15 protein-coding genes are annotated in these 17,126 nt (G+C 31.5%); 11 read left to right on the top strand and 4 right to left on the bottom strand.

Annotated features, from left to right (window positions below):
• Positions 1-83: 83 nt before the first annotated feature.
• A complete protein-coding gene (locus tag CM54_RS03845; RefSeq protein ID WP_037549018.1) occupies positions 84-1,691 on the bottom strand; it encodes an ABC-F family ATP-binding cassette domain-containing protein in 1,608 nt (535 codons plus the stop codon).
• 218 nt (positions 1,692-1,909) lie between these two features.
• Between CM54_RS03845 and cvfB the strand changes: the two genes are divergently transcribed.
• The 6 genes from cvfB to phoU all read left to right on the top strand — a co-directional run bounded on the left by cvfB (position 1,910) and on the right by phoU (position 7,928).
• Positions 1,910-2,806 carry an RNA-binding virulence regulatory protein CvfB gene (cvfB, locus tag CM54_RS03840; RefSeq protein WP_037549015.1) on the top strand — a complete coding sequence of 299 codons (897 nt, stop codon included), beginning with the start codon at positions 1,910-1,912 and terminating at the stop codon, positions 2,804-2,806.
• Between the two features lie 474 nt (positions 2,807-3,280).
• Entirely contained in the window at positions 3,281-4,273 is a 993-nt protein-coding gene (locus tag CM54_RS03835) for a PstS family phosphate ABC transporter substrate-binding protein (RefSeq protein WP_037549013.1), read from the top strand.
• A gap of 204 nt (positions 4,274-4,477) precedes the next feature.
• Complete coding sequence (pstC, locus tag CM54_RS03830) at positions 4,478-5,404, top strand: phosphate ABC transporter permease subunit PstC (protein ID WP_002433906.1); 927 nt, start codon at positions 4,478-4,480, stop codon at positions 5,402-5,404.
• Between the two features lies 1 nt (position 5,405).
• Positions 5,406-6,311, top strand: coding sequence for a phosphate ABC transporter permease PstA (gene pstA, locus CM54_RS03825; protein ID WP_002433680.1), 906 nt, complete (start codon positions 5,406-5,408; stop codon positions 6,309-6,311).
• 84 nt (positions 6,312-6,395) lie between these two features.
• Entirely contained in the window at positions 6,396-7,274 is an 879-nt protein-coding gene (pstB, locus tag CM54_RS03820; RefSeq protein WP_002433584.1) for a phosphate ABC transporter ATP-binding protein PstB, read from the top strand.
• A gap of 6 nt (positions 7,275-7,280) precedes the next feature.
• On the top strand, positions 7,281-7,928 hold the full coding sequence (gene phoU / locus CM54_RS03815) for a phosphate signaling complex protein PhoU (RefSeq protein WP_002453208.1): 648 nt from the start codon (positions 7,281-7,283) through the stop codon (positions 7,926-7,928).
• 66 nt (positions 7,929-7,994) lie between these two features.
• Here the strand turns inward: phoU and pepF are convergent, their stop codons facing one another.
• Positions 7,995-9,803, bottom strand: coding sequence for an oligoendopeptidase F (gene pepF / locus CM54_RS03810; RefSeq protein ID WP_037549009.1), 1,809 nt, complete (start codon positions 9,801-9,803; stop codon positions 7,995-7,997).
• 251 nt (positions 9,804-10,054) lie between these two features.
• Between pepF and CM54_RS03805 the strand changes: the two genes are divergently transcribed.
• From CM54_RS03805 to CM54_RS03785, 5 genes are all read left to right on the top strand, one after another.
• The gene (locus CM54_RS03805; RefSeq protein ID WP_002433873.1) at positions 10,055-10,405 is read left to right on the top strand and encodes a membrane protein; all 351 of its coding nucleotides are present in this window, start codon (positions 10,055-10,057) and stop codon (positions 10,403-10,405) included.
• Between the two features lie 181 nt (positions 10,406-10,586).
• Positions 10,587-11,591 carry a nickel ABC transporter permease gene (gene nikB, locus CM54_RS03800; RefSeq protein WP_231469366.1) on the top strand — a complete coding sequence of 335 codons (1,005 nt, stop codon included), beginning with the start codon at positions 10,587-10,589 and terminating at the stop codon, positions 11,589-11,591.
• A complete protein-coding gene (gene nikC, locus CM54_RS03795; protein WP_037549003.1) occupies positions 11,581-12,417 on the top strand; it encodes a nickel transporter permease in 837 nt (278 codons plus the stop codon). Before nikB ends, nikC begins: the two co-directional genes overlap by 11 nt.
• Positions 12,398-13,177: an ATP-binding cassette domain-containing protein gene (locus CM54_RS03790; RefSeq protein ID WP_037549000.1), complete on the top strand. Its 780-nt coding sequence runs from the start codon at positions 12,398-12,400 to the stop codon at positions 13,175-13,177. Before nikC ends, CM54_RS03790 begins: the two co-directional genes overlap by 20 nt.
• Complete coding sequence (locus CM54_RS03785; RefSeq protein ID WP_037548997.1) at positions 13,177-13,872, top strand: ATP-binding cassette domain-containing protein; 696 nt, start codon at positions 13,177-13,179, stop codon at positions 13,870-13,872. Before CM54_RS03790 ends, CM54_RS03785 begins: the two co-directional genes overlap by 1 nt.
• Positions 13,873-13,952: 80 nt before the next feature.
• Here the strand turns inward: CM54_RS03785 and CM54_RS03780 are convergent, their stop codons facing one another.
• On the bottom strand, positions 13,953-14,717 hold the full coding sequence (locus CM54_RS03780; protein WP_037548994.1) for an HAD-IIB family hydrolase: 765 nt from the start codon (positions 14,715-14,717) through the stop codon (positions 13,953-13,955).
• 1,130 nt (positions 14,718-15,847) lie between these two features.
• The gene (locus CM54_RS03775; protein WP_002433640.1) at positions 15,848-17,101 is read right to left on the bottom strand and encodes an aminoacyltransferase; all 1,254 of its coding nucleotides are present in this window, start codon (positions 17,099-17,101) and stop codon (positions 15,848-15,850) included.
• Between the last annotated feature and the right edge of the window lie 25 nt (positions 17,102-17,126).

Genomic DNA, 17,126 nt, shown 5'->3' with positions numbered 1-17,126 from the left:
TTAATATTGATTGCTTAAATATCAATTTCCAAAAGAAAAACTCTAGAGAATCATGAAGATGCTCTAGAGTTAAAGAAAATTTATTAACTATTTTGTAAAACACCAATTTCTTGAAGATATTCTTCATAAGGAACTTCTTTAGATAAACCACCTGGTTGATTTAAATCAATAACACGGTTTGCAATTGTATTGATGAACTCGAAGTCATATGAAGTAAAGATGATAGAACCTTTAAATGATTTCAATCCATCATTAACTGCAGTGATACTTTCTAAGTCTAAATGGTTTGTAGGTTCGTCTAGTAATAAAACGTTAGCACTTGATAACATCATTTTACTTAACATACAACGAACTTTTTCGCCACCGGATAGAACACTTGCCTTCTTCTTAACTTCTTCTCCGCTAAATAGCATACGACCTAAGAAACCACGTAAAAATGTTTCAGTTTGTTCATCTTCAGGCGCATATTGTCTTAACCAATCAACTAAGTTCATGTCGACACCATCAAAGAACTCTGAATTATCTTTAGGGAAGTAGCTAAGGGAAGTAGTGACACCCCATTTAAATGTTCCTTCATCTGGTTCCATTTCACCAGCTAAAATTTTAAGCAATGTCGTTTTGGCAATCTCACTATCACCAATTAAAATAGCTTTATCGTTAGGATTCATTGTGAATGAAACATTATCTAATACTTTTTCGCCGTCAATTGTTTTAGATAGATTTTCAACAGTTAATAAATCATTTCCAATTTCACGTTCAGGAGTAAATTTAACATATGGATATCTTCTTGAAGATGGTTGAATATCATCTAATTCAATTTTTTCTAATTGTTTCTTACGACTTGTAGCTTGTTTTGATTTAGAAGCATTCGCAGAGAATCGTGCAATGAAATCTTGTAATTCCTTAATTTTTTCTTCTTTTTTCTTATTTTGTTCTTGAGCCATTTTTTGGGCTAACTGACTTGATTGATACCAGAAATCATAATTACCTACATATAGTTTAATCTTACCGTAGTCTAAGTCAGCAATGTGCGTACATACGTTATTTAAGAAGTGACGGTCGTGGGATACAACGATAACTGTATTTTCAAAGTTAATTAAGAAATCTTCTAACCAGCTAATTGCAGGGATATCTAAACCGTTAGTAGGCTCGTCTAGTAGAAGTACATCAGGATCGCCAAATAAACTTTGCGCTAATAATACTTTTACTTTTTGATTGTTTTCAAGTTCAGACATTTTTCTGTCATGTAAATCTGCTTGAATACCTAAACCAGAAAGTAGGTTAGCAGCATCGGCTTCTGCGTTCCAGCCATTCATTTCTGCAAATTCACCTTCAAGTTCTGCAGCACGAATACCATCTTCGTCACTAAAATCTGGCTTCATATAAATCTCATCTTTTTCTTTCATAACTTCATATAAACGCTCATGTCCTTTAATTACGACATCTAATACGCGTTCATCTTCATATGCGAAGTGATCTTGCTTTAATACTGCTAGACGTTCATCTTTTCCTAATGAAACATGACCTGTTTGCGAATCAATTTCGCCAGATAAAATTTTAAGAAATGTTGATTTACCAGCACCATTAGCACCAATTAAGCCATAACAATTACCTTCAGTAAATTTTATATTTACATCTTCAAATAGTTTACGATCTCCGAAACGTAAACTTACATCAGTTACTTGTAACATGCATTTGCTCCTTTATCGTTATTCTAACGGAGAAATTATATCATATAATAGTAGGAGTTTCGACCACGTTGACATAGTAATGATAGAATAAGTGACTCATGTTATAATTAAAAGGATTTTCACCGTAATGAATCATTTATTTTAATTTTGAAAATAACTATTTATATAGAAGAAACAATAATGAAATTTAGAAATCACATTAGTATAAGGAGAAAATAATGGCATTAGATAAAGATATCGTAGGTTCAATAGAATTTTTAGAAGTTGAGGGCTTACAAGGCTCAACTTATTTATTAAAGGGACCCAATGGGGAACAAGTTAAACTTAATCAATCAGAGGTAGCCGATGAAGACGAATTTGAAATAGGGGAAGAGTATAGTTTCTTTGTTTATCCAAACCGTTCAGGTGAACTGTTTGCAACTCAAAACATGCCTGATATCACCAAAGATAAATATGATTTTGCAAAAGTTTTAAAAACTGACCGTGACGGCGCACGTATTGATGTAGGGCTTCCTCGTGAAGTGTTAGTTCCATGGGAAGACCTACCAAAAATTAAAGAATTATGGCCTCAAGCTGGAGATTACCTACTTGTTACTCTAAGAATTGATAGTAATAATCAAATGTTTGGACGCCTCGCTAGTGAAACAATTGTTGAAGGTATGTTCACACCAGTAATGGATGATAGTAAACAAAATGAAATGATTGAAGCACGAGCATATCGCTTATTAAGAGTAGGAAGTTTCTTATTGAGTGAAGATGGCTACAAAATTTTCGTCCATGAATCTGAACGTAAGCAAGAACCTCGTTTAGGAGAGAAAGTTGAAGTGCGTATCATCGGACATAATGATAAAGGTGAACTCAATGGTTCATTCTTACCGCTAGCTCATGAACGTTTAGACGATGATGGACAAGTTATTTTCGATTTACTCGTAGAATATGATGGCGAATTACCATTTTGGGATAAATCCAGTCCTGAAACCATTAAAGAAGTGTTCAATATGAGTAAAGGCTCATTCAAACGTGCTATTGGTCATTTATATAAGAAGAATATAATTAATATTGAAACTGGTAAAATCACGCTTACTAAAAAAGGTTGGAGTAGAGTAGAAGAATAAGAAGTATATATTAGTAAGTAATGATTGATGTACAACATACTTTAATGTAGTTAATTTAAGAATAGAATTAGAAAAATTCAAATCTAATGCAAAGGCTTATTCCTAAAATTCTAGGAATAAGCTTTTTTTATCGAATTATTTTAAATAGAGAATTAAGTATAAAACATCTTTAATAAGCGGGGGCTTGTGATCTGTCTGACTATCTAAGTACAATTTTTAATTTGTGATATTGCCACTATACACACTCACACCTGTATGTTTTCTATTTAACAACTATTGTATTTATGAGTTAAAGTAATTTTTCAAAAATATAAACTTCATCTATACCTCTATAAAGCGCGTTATACCAACCTTTAAACATTCTTAACAAAAGATTTACAATTACTCTATTTTTAATTAACAAAAGGTATGTATTATAAAAGCTGTAAGAAATACATATAACATTAGGGTTATTTATACTAGGAGGATGTTTCAATGAAAAAGTGGCAATTAGTCGGTACTACTGTATTAGGTGCTTCATTCTTACTTGGCGCTTGCGGTGGTAATAATGGAGGTTCTGGTAGCGGAAGTGATCTTAAAGGTTCTGCAAAAGGTGAAGGTTCATCTACTGTAGCTCCTATCGTCGAAAAATTAAATGAAAAATGGGCGAAAAATCACAAAGACGCTAAAATTTCTTCTGGACAAGCTGGTACAGGTGCTGGATTCCAAAAATTCATTGCTGGCGAAACTGATTTCTCAGACGCTTCAAGACCTATTAAAGACGAAGAAAAGAAAAAATTAGAAGATAAAGGTATTAAATACCACGAATTTAAAATTGCACAAGATGCTGTTACTATCGCAGTAAATAAAGATAATAAATTCGTAAAATCATTAACTAAATCTCAATTAAAAGATATTTATTCTGGAAAAGCTAAAACTTGGAAAGATGTAAATTCTAAATGGCCAAACAAAAAAATCAATGCTGTATCACCTAACTCAAGTCATGGTACATACGACTTCTTCGAAGAGGAAGTAATGAACAAACAAGATATCAAGGCTGAGAAAAATGCTGATACTAACCAATTAGTTAGCTCTGTAACTAAAAACAAAGAAGGTATTGGTTACTTCGGTTATGCGTTCTACGAACAAAATAAAGACAAATTAAAAGAAGTTAAGATCAAAGATGATAACGGCAAATTAACTGAACCAACTAAGAAAACAATCAAAAATGGTTCATATGCTTTAAGTAGACCATTATTCATCTACGTTAAAGATAAATCATTAAAAGATAACAAAGTAATGTCTGAATTCATGAAATTCGTTCTTAAAGATGAAGGTAAATCTGCTGAAGCTAAAGATGAAGTAGCTGCTCCTAAGAAAACTTATAAATCTCAATTAAAAGAGTTAAATAAGTTTTTAGATAAACATCAAAAATCTGATAAAAAATCTGACAAGAAATCTGATAAAAAATCAGACGAAAAAAAATAAAAATTAGTGTACTTAATATAAAAGGGTTGGGAATTTGCAAAAGTATAAGACAAAGTGGAGAACAACCACTTTGTCTGTACTTTTTTCTTCAGGGAAGATTATTGAGTTTTTATAAACAATTGATTCATTTGAACTCATCATTCCCTAAAGTAATTCCCAATCTTTTTTAAATTATTTTGGGAGAAATTAGAAAGAGGGATTTACATGGCTTCACAAACAAATGTTAGAGAAATGATAGCCAAGAATAATGCTAAAAAGGGTGGAGCAAGTGATAAAATCGTTCCTATCATTTTGGGTATTATTTCAGCTATTTCAATCTTAACCACTATTGCTATTTTATTTACTTTACTCACTGAGACAATCACTTTCTTTACACGTGTACCATTTTCTAAATTCTTTTTAACAGGAACGTGGAATCCTACAGGTTCAAATCCTGAATATGGCATTTGGGCATTGATTATAGGTACATTAAAAATTACTTTCATTGCAACTATCGTATCAGTTCCAATTGGACTAGGCGCTGCAATTTATCTTAATGAATATGCAAGTGATAGAACACGTCGTATCATCAAACCAATCCTAGAAATATTAGCAGGTATACCTACGATAGTATTCGGTTTCTTTGCCTTAACTTTTGTAACACCAATTTTAAGAAGTATTATTCCTGGTTTAGGCGAGTTCAACTCTATAAGTCCCGGTATAGTAGTTGGTATTATGATCGTGCCTATTATTACAAGTTTGAGTGAAGATGCAATGTCTTCTGTACCTAATAAAATACGTGAAGGCGCTTATGGTCTTGGTGCAACTAAATTTGAAGTTGCTACTAAAGTTGTCTTACCTGCAGCCACTTCAGGTGTTGTCGCATCAATAGTATTGGGTGTTTCAAGAGCGATTGGTGAAACTATGATTGTTTCATTAGCAGCTGGTAGTACACCTACATCTTCATTAAGTCTAACTAGTTCCATTCAAACAATGACTGGTTATATTGTTGAAGTTGCAACTGGTGACGCGCCATTTGGCTCAGATATCTACTACAGTATTTATGCGGTAGGATTTACTCTATTTATCTTCACTATAATAATGAATTTACTTTCACAATGGATTTCAAAACGATTCAGAGAGGAGTATTAATATGAGTTCAACAACAAATCCTACTAATAAAGCGTTAATAGATAAAAATAAGGTAGATAAAAACATTTCTACTCGTGGTACTAAGAATAAAATATTTAAAGGATTATTTTTTCTATGCACAGTCATCGGTCTCGTAGTATTAGTTGCTTTACTAGCACAAACAATTATTAAAGGGGCAGGACATTTAACACCTGAATTCTTTACGAATTTCTCATCTTCAACACCTGCAGATGCCGGTATTAAAGGTGCATTGGTTGGATCCATTTGGTTAATTGTTACTATTATTCCAATTACTATCATTCTTGGAATTGGTACAGCGATTTATCTTGAAGAATATGCAAAGGACAATATTTTTACAAGTATTGTAAAAATAAGTATTTCAAACTTAGCTGGTGTACCTTCAATCGTATTCGGTTTATTAGGTTACACACTTTTCGTTGGAGCAGCAGGTATGGGTAATAGTGTCTTAGCAGCTGCATTGGCAATGTCATTATTGATTCTTCCAGTTATCATCGTTTCAAGTCAAGAGGCTATTAGAGCTGTACCTGGTTCGGTGAGAGAAGCGTCATTTGGATTAGGTGCTAATAAATGGCAAACGATTAGAAGAGTCGTATTACCTGCAGCATTACCTGGTATCTTAACTGGGTTTATCTTATCGTTATCTCGTGCATTAGGTGAAACTGCACCATTAGTTGTTATTGGTATCCCAACTATTCTTTTAGCTACACCTTCTGGCTTATTAGATCAATTCTCTGCACTTCCAACTCAAATTTACACTTGGGCTAAAATGCCTCAAGCTGAATTCCAGAATGTTGCATCAGCAGGAATTATCGTCTTACTAATTATTTTATTAGCAATGAATGCAGTAGCAATTCTTTTACGTAATAAATTCAGTAAAAAATATTAATTAAACTTATAGGGAAATAGTTATTCAAATAGTCGAGGGTGATACGTATAAAGCCTCGACTATATATAGAAGGAGTTTTTAATTATGGCTAATTCACAAGTCGCAGAAAAAAATAAATTAAATGAGCAAACAGAGAAAAATAATGGCTCTGTGTCTACGATTATTACTACTGAAAATGATAAAAAAGACAAGACACCTGATAGTCAAAAAAACATCGTATATTCTACTCAAAATTTAGATTTGTGGTACGGTGAAAATCATGCGTTACAAAACATTAACTTAGATATTTTAGAAAATAATGTAACAGCAATTATCGGACCATCAGGTTGTGGTAAATCAACTTACATCAAAACTTTAAATCGTATGGTTGAGCTTGTACCTTCTGTTAAGACAGCTGGTAAAATCTTATATCGCGATCAAAACATCTTTGATGCTAAATATTCTAAAGAGAAACTAAGAACTAATGTAGGAATGGTCTTCCAACAACCGAACCCATTCCCTAAATCAATTTACGATAATATTACTTACGGTCCTAAAACACATGGTATTAAAAATAAAAAAGTTTTAGACGAAATTGTAGAGAAATCATTACGTGGCGCTGCAATATGGGATGAATTGAAAGATAGATTACACACTAATGCTTATGGCTTATCAGGGGGGCAACAACAACGTGTTTGTATCGCTAGATGCCTAGCAATTGAACCGGATGTTATTTTAATGGATGAGCCAACATCAGCATTAGACCCAATTTCAACTTTAAGAGTTGAAGAATTAGTACAAGACTTAAAACAAAATTATTCAATTATTATGGTTACACATAACATGCAACAAGCTGCACGTGTATCTGATAAAACAGCATTCTTCCTTAATGGTTATGTAAACGAATACGACGACACTGATAAAATCTTCTCTAATCCTTCTGATAAACAAACAGAAGATTATATTTCAGGACGTTTCGGATAATTATATATGGCAATCATTAGACATAAATACGAAGGTCAGCTAGATGAGTTAATCAAAGATTTACGTCGTCTTGGCCTTCGTGTTTATTTTAATATCAAAAATGCATTAGTGTCGTTAAGTGAAGAAAAAAGAACGTTTGCTAGAGAAACCATTGAGAAAGATAAGGAAATTAATCAATTAGATTATGAGATTAATGAAAAAGTCATTATGTTAATCACTAAACAGCAACCTATTGCTACTGATTTACGCATGATGATGGCAGCATTAAAAATTTCTACTGACTTTGAAAGAATGGGGGACAATGCTGCAAGCATCGCACATATACGTCTAAGAGTGAAGATTAACGACGATTATGTGTTTACACGTTTAAAGACGATGGGTAAGTTAGCAATGCTTATGCTAGAAGACTTAAATACAGCAGTTAAAACCGAGGATTTAACATTAATTAAGGAAATTATTGAAAGAGATAAAGACATTGATGATTTATACATTAATATCGTTAACACAACATACTTAATTGATAATGATCCATTCGTTGCAGGTCAAGCACATTTAGCTGCTCGACACTTAGAACGCATTGGAGATCATATTAGTAATATTGCCGAAAGTGTCTATTATTATTTAACCGGAGAGCATTACGATACATTTGACTAATAAAAAAATCGCCCTTATAGGATAAATTATATCCTGTAGGGGCGATTTTTCATATTCAATTATTCTTTATTCAGCTTCAATTTCATCTGTTAATCTCTCTAATTCATCCACCAACTCTGAGATATATTTTATTGTAGCTTTTAATGGAGCTTCAGTAGTGATATCAACACCGGCAGTTTGAGCTAATTCAACTGGAGACATACTACCGCCAGCTTTTAATGTATTTAACCAGTTATCTACAGCTGGTTGACCTTCATTTTTAATTTTTTGAGATACAACTGTACCAATAGTTAAACCAGCAGAGTACGTGTATGAATATAATCCCATATAATAATGTGGTTGACGCATCCATGTTAGTTCAACACCATCAGTCATTTCAACCACATTACCGAAGAATGTTTCGTACACATCTAGCATAATTTTATTTAGGATCGGAGCTGTAAGTGATTCTCCTTCATCTACTAATTGATATACTTTACGTTGATATGCAGCTTCTAATAAATGCGTTACCATATTGTGGTAATAAGTTCTTGATAGAATTGAACCAATCACCCAACGTTTGAATTTAGGATCATTACTACTGTTAAATAGGTAGTTAGCCATTAACATTTCATTCATTGTAGAAGGCGCTTCAACAAAGTACATTGATGCCTCAGATTCCAGTAAATTTTGATGGTCTTGTGCTAATTTAAAATGTCCTGCATGACCTAACTCATGAGCAAGAACGAAAGTTTCAGCCATTTTGCCTGTCCAAGAGATAAACACATAAGAGTGCGTAAAGTAAGGGCTCGCACAATAAGCGCCTGTCTCTTTACCTTTATTTTGTGCGAAATCAATCCAACGATTGTTGTAAGCAGTTTCTAACATATTTACATAATCATCACCTAAAACGTTAAGCGCTCCATAAATATATTCTTTTGAAGTTTCAATAGATATATCAGGTTCATAACTTGGGTCAATAGATATTTTCAAATCTTCAAAGCGCATTTTATCAAGACCATGTACACGTTGAATGAGTTTAGCATATTTCTGCATTACAGGAGCTAAATCACTCATAATGACATCAATTTGACGGTCAAACATATCACGCGTAACTTCTTGTTCTTGAAGTAAATAATCTATTACGGAGTCATACCCACGTAAATCCGCTTCAATTTTCTCTTGTTGCACTTGCATGTTATATGTAGCTGCCGTTGTATTTTGATATTTACGTATAGCATCACTAAATGTTTTAAAACTCTTTCTTCTAAATTCAGCATCTGGATGATCTTCGTATTCATTTTCAAAAGTAGCGTAATCCAATGGATAGGTAACACCATTATGTTCAAATGTCTCGAAGTCTATATCCAAACTTTTAGTAGTGCCATATAATTCAAACGGACTTCTTAAGGTAGGTGTTAATGTGGCAAGTACTTGTTCTACTTCAGTTGATAATTGATACGGCTTTCTATCATGTAATCTCTTAATAAAGTGAGGATAATTAGTTTTTTCTTGTAATTCATTTAACGTTTCCTCGGATAATGCCAAGATTTCTGAATCTACAAATGATAATAAACCAGCAATTTTTCCAGACATCGTATTAAGTTTAGCATTTACTTTTTGCGCCTCTTCATTAGAAGTATCAACACTAACTCTTAATTCAGGATAATTATATAGGCGATCTAATTGAATTAGAATGTCCTCATAATCTTTCAACGCTCGTTCGACATTCTCAATGTTAGTAAGTTGATTTTTATATTTAGAATTAAACTCTTTAGAAGACTTAAATACTTGATTTAAAGTTTCATAAAATGCTTCATCATTAATAAAAAGATCTTTGAGGTCCCATGTTTCTTGCTTTGGAACATCTTTTCTTAAAGGTAGACCTTGTGTCATCAGTCACACACTCCTTAAATTAGAATTACTTATATATTATACAAAACTCAATTCAGAATAACATTTCATGTGGTTATCTAATTGTTTGTTTATCTAATATATAAGCAGGGAATTAAATATTTAATCTTGTATCATGAATAGGTAAGAATTAAGCGTGATTTATAAAACTTTCCTACTTGAGCCTGAGTAGTTTAATGCACATCAATAGTATAATAAAATTATTATTAATTAGAGAACGAGGAGATAGTAAAATGACAATTTTTGATATGCCTAATTATTTATGGATTACTATCTTAGCAATGATTTTGTTAACAGTATTCTGTACTCTTGTTTTACATAAATGGTTTTCGGCCGCAATCATCACGTTTGTAGTTTTAGCATTATTAGCATTCTTTATTCCAAATTTCCATGATATTTCTTATCAACCTTTATTAGGTTATGCTGCCTTTTTAGCTATAATGAGTTTAATCATAAGTTTCTTATTGTGGTTCTTTACTCGTAAATGGCGACGTGAGCGTAAGAAAAATAAACTTGAGAAAGAAATTCGTAAATATGAAGATGATGACGATTTTAAAAAGTCGAGACATCGTTTTCGTAAATAAAATTTTTTAAAGACTCCGCACATTTGGTAATTCGAAAGTGTTGAGTCTTTTTTATTTAACGCTCTTACTATTATTTTTTTAAAATCACTACTATAATAGAAAGATGATAACAAAAACAATTTAATGTTAAATTTTATTATATAAATATTTAATTCATTTAAAGTGGAAGGATGCTTCTATGATGTTTAAAACAATCATTTCCAAAATATTGCAAATGATGATTGTTCTGTTTGTAATCACAACGCTCACATTCATTCTGATGAAATTATCACCAGGTAATCCTGTTAATAAAATCCTTCATCTTGATACAACTCAGGTTTCTCAATCCCAAATTCAAGCAACAGAACAGAAATTAGGTTTAAATGACTCTATATTTGTTCAATGGTGGCACTGGATGAGTCATTTATTACACTTCAATTTAGGTACAAGTTTTCAAACTAATGAACCAGTAACACAAGAAATCGCAGGTTATATTGGCCCAACATTGATTATTACCTTTGGCACTCTAATTGTTTCTATGATTATTTCTATACCATTAGGTATTTTTGCGGCATTAAACTATCACAAAACTTTAGATCATTTGATACGTATTTTTACTTCTCTTTCGGTAAGCTTACCTTCATTTTTTATTGGATTAATTTTATTATTTATTTTTAATCAAAAACTCAATCTCTTACCAACATCGGAGGAGGGGTCTATAGCCATATATGTATTACCTATACTTACAATGAGCATTGGAATGTGTGCATATTATATTCGACTCATTCGATCTAATTTATTAGAACAATACCAAAGTCCAATTGTGGAAGCTTCTAGGTTACGAGGCATGTCAGAACGTTATATTTTATTTAACGACATCTTTAAACCTTCATTACTTCCCATTATCCCATTATTAGGTTTATCAGTAGGTAGTTTAATAGGGGGCACTGTAGTCATTGAAAACTTATTCGATATTCCAGGTTTAGGTTACATTTTAGTAGATAGCATCAAATCAAGAGACTATCCTTTAATACAAGGTTGCGTTTTATTTATAGGCTGTTTCGTAGTGATTATCAATACGATTGCAGATATTTTAAGTTTGATGATGGATCCTAAACAACGTTATAACTCTAAAGACGGAATAAATATTTTCAAATCCTCTCGCCAAAGCCAGCATAGACAAGAAGGTGATCGTCATGAAGCGTAAACTAGCCAACCGCAATTATATTTTTTATGTGTTTGGAATTTATATCTTTATAATCATTGCCTTACAATTATTTGTAAGTCCAGACGCAGCTTTCAATGTTCATTTATCAGAGACGTTTAAACCTATAAGCTTCAAACATTTATTAGGTACTGACGATTATGGTCGCGATTTGTTTAGCCGTCTTATCATAGGCGCTCGTACAACTTTATTTATTACATTACTTACGTTACTTTTTACTATTTTAATAGGTGTGCCATTGGGTCTTTTGGCAGGCTATAAAAAAGGGATTATTGATTCAATCATTATGAGGATTATCGATATCGGTTTAAGTATTCCAGAGTTTGTCATAATGATTGCTTTAGCAAGCTTTTTTCATCCAAGTATATGGAATTTAGTCATTGCGATTACACTTATTAAATGGATGAATTATACAAGTGTAACGAGAGGGATTGTTAATTCTGAAATGAATTATTCCTATATCAAAATGGCTAAACTATTCAATGTTTCAACTTTCAATATTCTATTTAAACATTTATTACCAAAGGTCATACCATCTATTTTGGTCATTATGGTAGTTGATTTCGGTAAAATTATATTATACATTAGTTCGCTATCATTCTTAGGATTAGGGGCACAACCGCCTTCTCCTGAATGGGGAGCTATGCTTCAAGCAGGACGAAATTTCATCACGTCTCATCCTATTATGATTATTGCACCAGCCACACTTATTTCAATCACAATATTGTTATTCAATCTTACTGGTGATGCAATTCGAGACCGCTTATTAGAGAAGAGAGGTGCCGAGTTTGACTCTTTTAAAAATTAAAAATCTTAACATTAGCGATCTAAATGGTACAAGTTTAATTAAAAACCTAAACTTAGATGTCCGCAAAGGAATCTTAAATGTAATTATTGGAGAAAGTGGGGCAGGTAAAAGTCTCACAGCTAGAGCACTGTTAAATTATTTACCTAAAGGTCTTGATATGAGTTTTACGGAATATCAATTTGAGAATAATGAGGCTCGTGACATAAAAAAATTTTTAGGTAAGGACATTGGTTATATTTCTCAAAATTATGCTCAAAGCTTTAACGAACATACACGTTTAGAAAAACAACTCATCGCAATATACCGTACTCACTATGATGCAAGTCGTTCTGAAGCATTAGAAAAGATAAAGAATGCATTAAAATGGGTGAATTTAGATGATTCTAATATTATAAAAAAATATAGCTTTGAACTTTCAGGTGGTCAGCTAGAACGCGTATATATTGCTAGTGTACTAATGCTAGATCCTAAACTTATTATCGCAGATGAACCTGTAGCTTCATTAGATGTGGTTAATGGTCATAAAATAATGCAACTGCTTCAACACATTGTTAAAGATCATCATAATACGGTACTCCTTATTACACATAATATGAATCATGTCCTTCGTTATGGAGATTATTTTACTGTTATGAAACGTGGGGAAGTGGTAGAGACTGGTGAAGTTGGCAACCTCTTAGAAAATAGAGTATCTCATTCCTATACAAAACAATTATTAGAAAACAGAAATACCTTGAGTCAAAGGGAGATAAATGAATAATGATAAGATTACAAAACGTCTATTATGAATATAGTAAAAATCATCCAGTACTTAATGGTATTAATTTAGACATTAAAGAAAATGAAAAGGTAGGTATTCTAGGTGAGAGCGGGGCAGGTAAAACTACCCTAGTTAAACTAATATTAAATGAAATCAAATCTATAAGAGGTAAAGTTAATGTAGATTCCAAACGTGTATTGCCTATATATCAACATGCATTTGAAAGTTTTGATAGACACTATACAATTCAACAATCATTAGAGGAGCCCCTTATTTATTACAAAAAAGTTAAAGCTTCATTTATAAAAGAACAAATTTTAAATCATTTAGATGCTTTTCACTTATCTCATCAATTGTTACAAAAGTATCCTAATGAGGTAAGCGGCGGTCAATTGCAGAGATTAAATATTATAAGAACTTTACTAGCTCAACCAGACATCTTGATATGCGATGAAATAACATCAAATCTTGATGTTATCGCAGAACAAAAGGTAATTGATTTCTTATTGAAATCCGAAATTGACATACCTCAAACGATGATTGTTATATCACACGATTTATCAGTGTTGCAACGTTTAACAAATCGAATTATCGTTTTAAAAGATGGATTAATTGTTGATGATTTCAAAACAAATGAATTATTTGATTCTGAACGTAATGAGTACACTAAATTATTAATTGAAACATTTGAATAATAGAAACTCCCCACATAATACATGCTTGATATTGAGTGGGGAGTTTTATATTGATTTTTATGTTCTACGATTAATACCTCTTAAAGATATTTGTCTAATACATTACAAATTGCTTCATTAGTATTATTTATAACTTCTATATTAGGGTTCTTTAAAAAAGATTGATACTCTACATTAGCATTTGAGACGAAATAACCATGAGAAGCATTATTTAACATATGTATATCATTATGATCATTGCCGAATGCGATATAATCCGCATCAGCACCTAATATGTACTGAATCGTCGTATGTTTATCTATACCTTGAGCAGTAACGTCAATATATGACTCATTGTAATGGTGTATAAGCTCAACTCCATTAGATTCAGTTTCTAAAGTATTAGCAATAGTAGCAAATTCTTCAGATTTAATATTTAAAAGTATAGCCTTAATCGGATCCTTTATAGCATCCATATGTAAAGCTTGTGCCGTACGATTAGGGTCTATACGCTGATATAATTCAGTATCAGCATTTAGATTTGTCGAGTAATTGAATTTATCATCAATGATATACGTTAAATTGTATTGCTTAATGATTTGTTTGATAAGCGTAATATCATGAACGTCTATTTCCGAAATAATTTCGATTTGTCCGTTTTGAGAAATAATAGCTCCATTTCCACCAATTAAAGTATAATCCGCAAATTCAGGAATTACTGGTAGCAAATCTCTTATAGGACGTGCAGATGCGAATATTACATTATTGTGAGCATTTTTGAGTTTTACAAGCCGATGTTTAATAGATTGGTCAACATGATGACCATCAAAACAAATTGTACCATCTATATCAAAAATAAAATTCATTATCGAGTCACTCCAAATTTAGTAATAATGAATTCAGTATAGCATACAAAATACATCAAAATGATTAACTATAGCTACTTATTAGATTTATAAGTGTGAATAAATATATAGTTGCAATTTTTATTAACTAACATCATAGAGTAATGATAGTAATCTAGCTTATTAATAATGTAAGACAATAGAGAAATAACACAAATAGTTAAACAACAAATAACGCGAGTAAGTAATATTTTATAGACAACAGGTAAGGCCCCCTGAACAAATATACATAACTTCCTATAATATATATTATGTAAACTAAAAGATTAAAAACATCCAAGCGCGCATATATACAACTGATTATTATAATTATGGTTATTATTAGTATTTTAAATGTGTGCTGAATCAATTTGAATTATTTCTTCTAACACAGCCACTAAATCTCCAAGATTATTATGCGCTATGCAATCGTACGAGCTTATTATAACTTATCGCTATAGAGTTAAGGCGTAAATATCTGCCAAAAGCGTTTGTTTATATACTTAATTTGCTATATTACAAGCCATTGTTGGATAATAATCACCATAGATTTGCTATATTTGATTAAAACAAACTTTATTATTATTTTTTTAATTGATAAATGGCCCAAATTGCCTCTCAATCACTTGTTATAAGGTGCTTTAGATTAGATGAAACCTCCTTAATTAATTGTTTTTAAAAGCAAATATATACCCTTAGTTTACATAATACTTTTATAATCACCTATATACTATACTTCGCTTTAAATATCTTTAGTATACTGTCGATTAAATTAACAAACTTCCAAAAAATTTAGAAAATATCAGTTGTATAATCTTCATTTTTAGCTTTTTATAAAAACTTCATCATTCAAATTTGTCATTCTCTCTTTATTTAAACGATTATAATAATAGTAACTCTTATAGATATAAAAACTTTATTTAAAATTAATCTAAGAGCATTATTGTGCAATAAAAATAATATGCTATTATTAAATGTGTAGGGAACAACATGATTTCGACAACTAAGATTTATATTCTACCTACACTAACCAGTTAGAGTTTTCCAACCCTTCTCTAATATGGTAAAAGAGCATATTGGCTCTATCCCAATATGCTCTCAAATATAGATATTTATTTTTTAACCTTACTACGTATACGATCTAATGTCGTGAATAACCAATATTTCACTTTATTAATTGGTTTATAAAAATCGCCAATTAATTCTTCAATTTGAACATTAAATCCTCTCTTGAAGCGATAAACGCCATAATCTTCACTATCTTCAGTAAAGTCACCAGATAAACCATAAAAGTTATATCTTGCATAACCATTATCGAAGCAATAATTTATCATATGCCAATGCATTGCATAAGGTCCCATATATTGGTTGAACTTTTCTGAAGAACCTCCTGAGAAATAATTGACTTCATATGCATTAGCGAAGTATACACCTGCTGCTAAGTTTAGAATGGATCCTTCAGTTTGGCGAATCTCACTAGCATTTAGTAATTCTTTTTTGTCATGCTCAATTTGTTTATCTAATTCGGCAATTTTTCTTAATTGCTTATCATTTTTATTTTCTTTAGCCATCATATCATCACGACGATTCTCTTTATCATTTAAAGAATGTTGAACTTTTTCTATGTATTCATCTAAGTCTATATAGGCTAATGGTAAAAGAACTTTATCGCCATAGTGATCAATGAAGTTATAGAAATATTGATCTGTTTTAGATACAAAGCCTGTTCTAGCTTCAGTTTCGCGATATAAATCTAAGAATTTATCAAATTCATCTCTCTCAAGAAATCTTACTTTAATTCCATAGTTTATCGCTTTATTAATATTTCTTTTACGTTGACTATCAAATTCCTTTTTCAGTGAAGAAGGTGTCTTACCTTCTAAATCTAAAACGCCCATCCATCTTACTTGGCTAGAAGTATCATATTCAGTTGTGAAACCATGGTGGTCATAACCATGTGATTTAAAGAGGTTAACTAAAGCATCGTTCTTCTCAGTTAAAGGATTGATATCTTTATCATGAACTTGATATATCCAATAAGGATCTAATTTTACGTATAAACATTGATGTTGGTGTAGATAATTTTCCAATTCTCTTAAATAAAAATCAACTAAACCTAAATCTGAATAATCCATAACTGGACCACGATTTGAATAATATACATAACTTCCCATTGTAGGAATTTTAGAGAAAAGACTTGCTGCAATTACTCTATTGTCATCATCTTTAACACCTAATAATACAACTTGGAATCCATCTGCTTCACGCGTAGCAATATTTTCCTTCACCTGAAAATAATGGCTTTCTAATGATGGATTTTGTACAAAGTTTTCGAATTCTTTAACTGTTAACTCTGTAAATTTCATAATTAGATAATTCCCTTCCTAAAAA

Source organism: Staphylococcus sp. TE8, assembly GCF_000692055.1.
Taxonomy (GTDB): Bacteria; Bacillota; Bacilli; order Staphylococcales; family Staphylococcaceae; genus Staphylococcus; species Staphylococcus capitis.
The sequence above is the reverse complement of the archived record's forward strand: the minus strand, read 5'-3'. Positions and strand labels throughout refer to the sequence as shown.

Excerpts from the sequence above, each read along its gene's own strand:
- CM54_RS03845 (WP_037549018.1), bottom strand. The coding sequence starts at position 1,691 with ATGTTACAAGTAACTGATGTAAGTTTACGTTTCGGAGATCGTAAACTA.
- cvfB (WP_037549015.1), top strand. The coding sequence starts at position 1,910 with ATGGCATTAGATAAAGATATCGTAGGTTCAATAGAATTTTTAGAAGTT.
- CM54_RS03835 (WP_037549013.1), top strand. The coding sequence starts at position 3,281 with ATGAAAAAGTGGCAATTAGTCGGTACTACTGTATTAGGTGCTTCATTC.
- pstC (WP_002433906.1), top strand. The coding sequence starts at position 4,478 with ATGGCTTCACAAACAAATGTTAGAGAAATGATAGCCAAGAATAATGCT.
- pstA (WP_002433680.1), top strand. The coding sequence starts at position 5,406 with ATGAGTTCAACAACAAATCCTACTAATAAAGCGTTAATAGATAAAAAT.
- pstB (WP_002433584.1), top strand. The coding sequence starts at position 6,396 with ATGGCTAATTCACAAGTCGCAGAAAAAAATAAATTAAATGAGCAAACA.
- phoU (WP_002453208.1), top strand. The coding sequence starts at position 7,281 with ATGGCAATCATTAGACATAAATACGAAGGTCAGCTAGATGAGTTAATC.
- pepF (WP_037549009.1), bottom strand. The coding sequence starts at position 9,803 with ATGACACAAGGTCTACCTTTAAGAAAAGATGTTCCAAAGCAAGAAACA.
- CM54_RS03805 (WP_002433873.1), top strand. The coding sequence starts at position 10,055 with ATGACAATTTTTGATATGCCTAATTATTTATGGATTACTATCTTAGCA.
- nikB (WP_231469366.1), top strand. The coding sequence starts at position 10,587 with ATGTTTAAAACAATCATTTCCAAAATATTGCAAATGATGATTGTTCTG.
- nikC (WP_037549003.1), top strand. The coding sequence starts at position 11,581 with ATGAAGCGTAAACTAGCCAACCGCAATTATATTTTTTATGTGTTTGGA.
- CM54_RS03785 (WP_037548997.1), top strand. The coding sequence starts at position 13,177 with ATGATAAGATTACAAAACGTCTATTATGAATATAGTAAAAATCATCCA.
- CM54_RS03780 (WP_037548994.1), bottom strand. The coding sequence starts at position 14,717 with ATGAATTTTATTTTTGATATAGATGGTACAATTTGTTTTGATGGTCAT.
- CM54_RS03775 (WP_002433640.1), bottom strand. The coding sequence starts at position 17,101 with ATGAAATTTACAGAGTTAACAGTTAAAGAATTCGAAAACTTTGTACAA.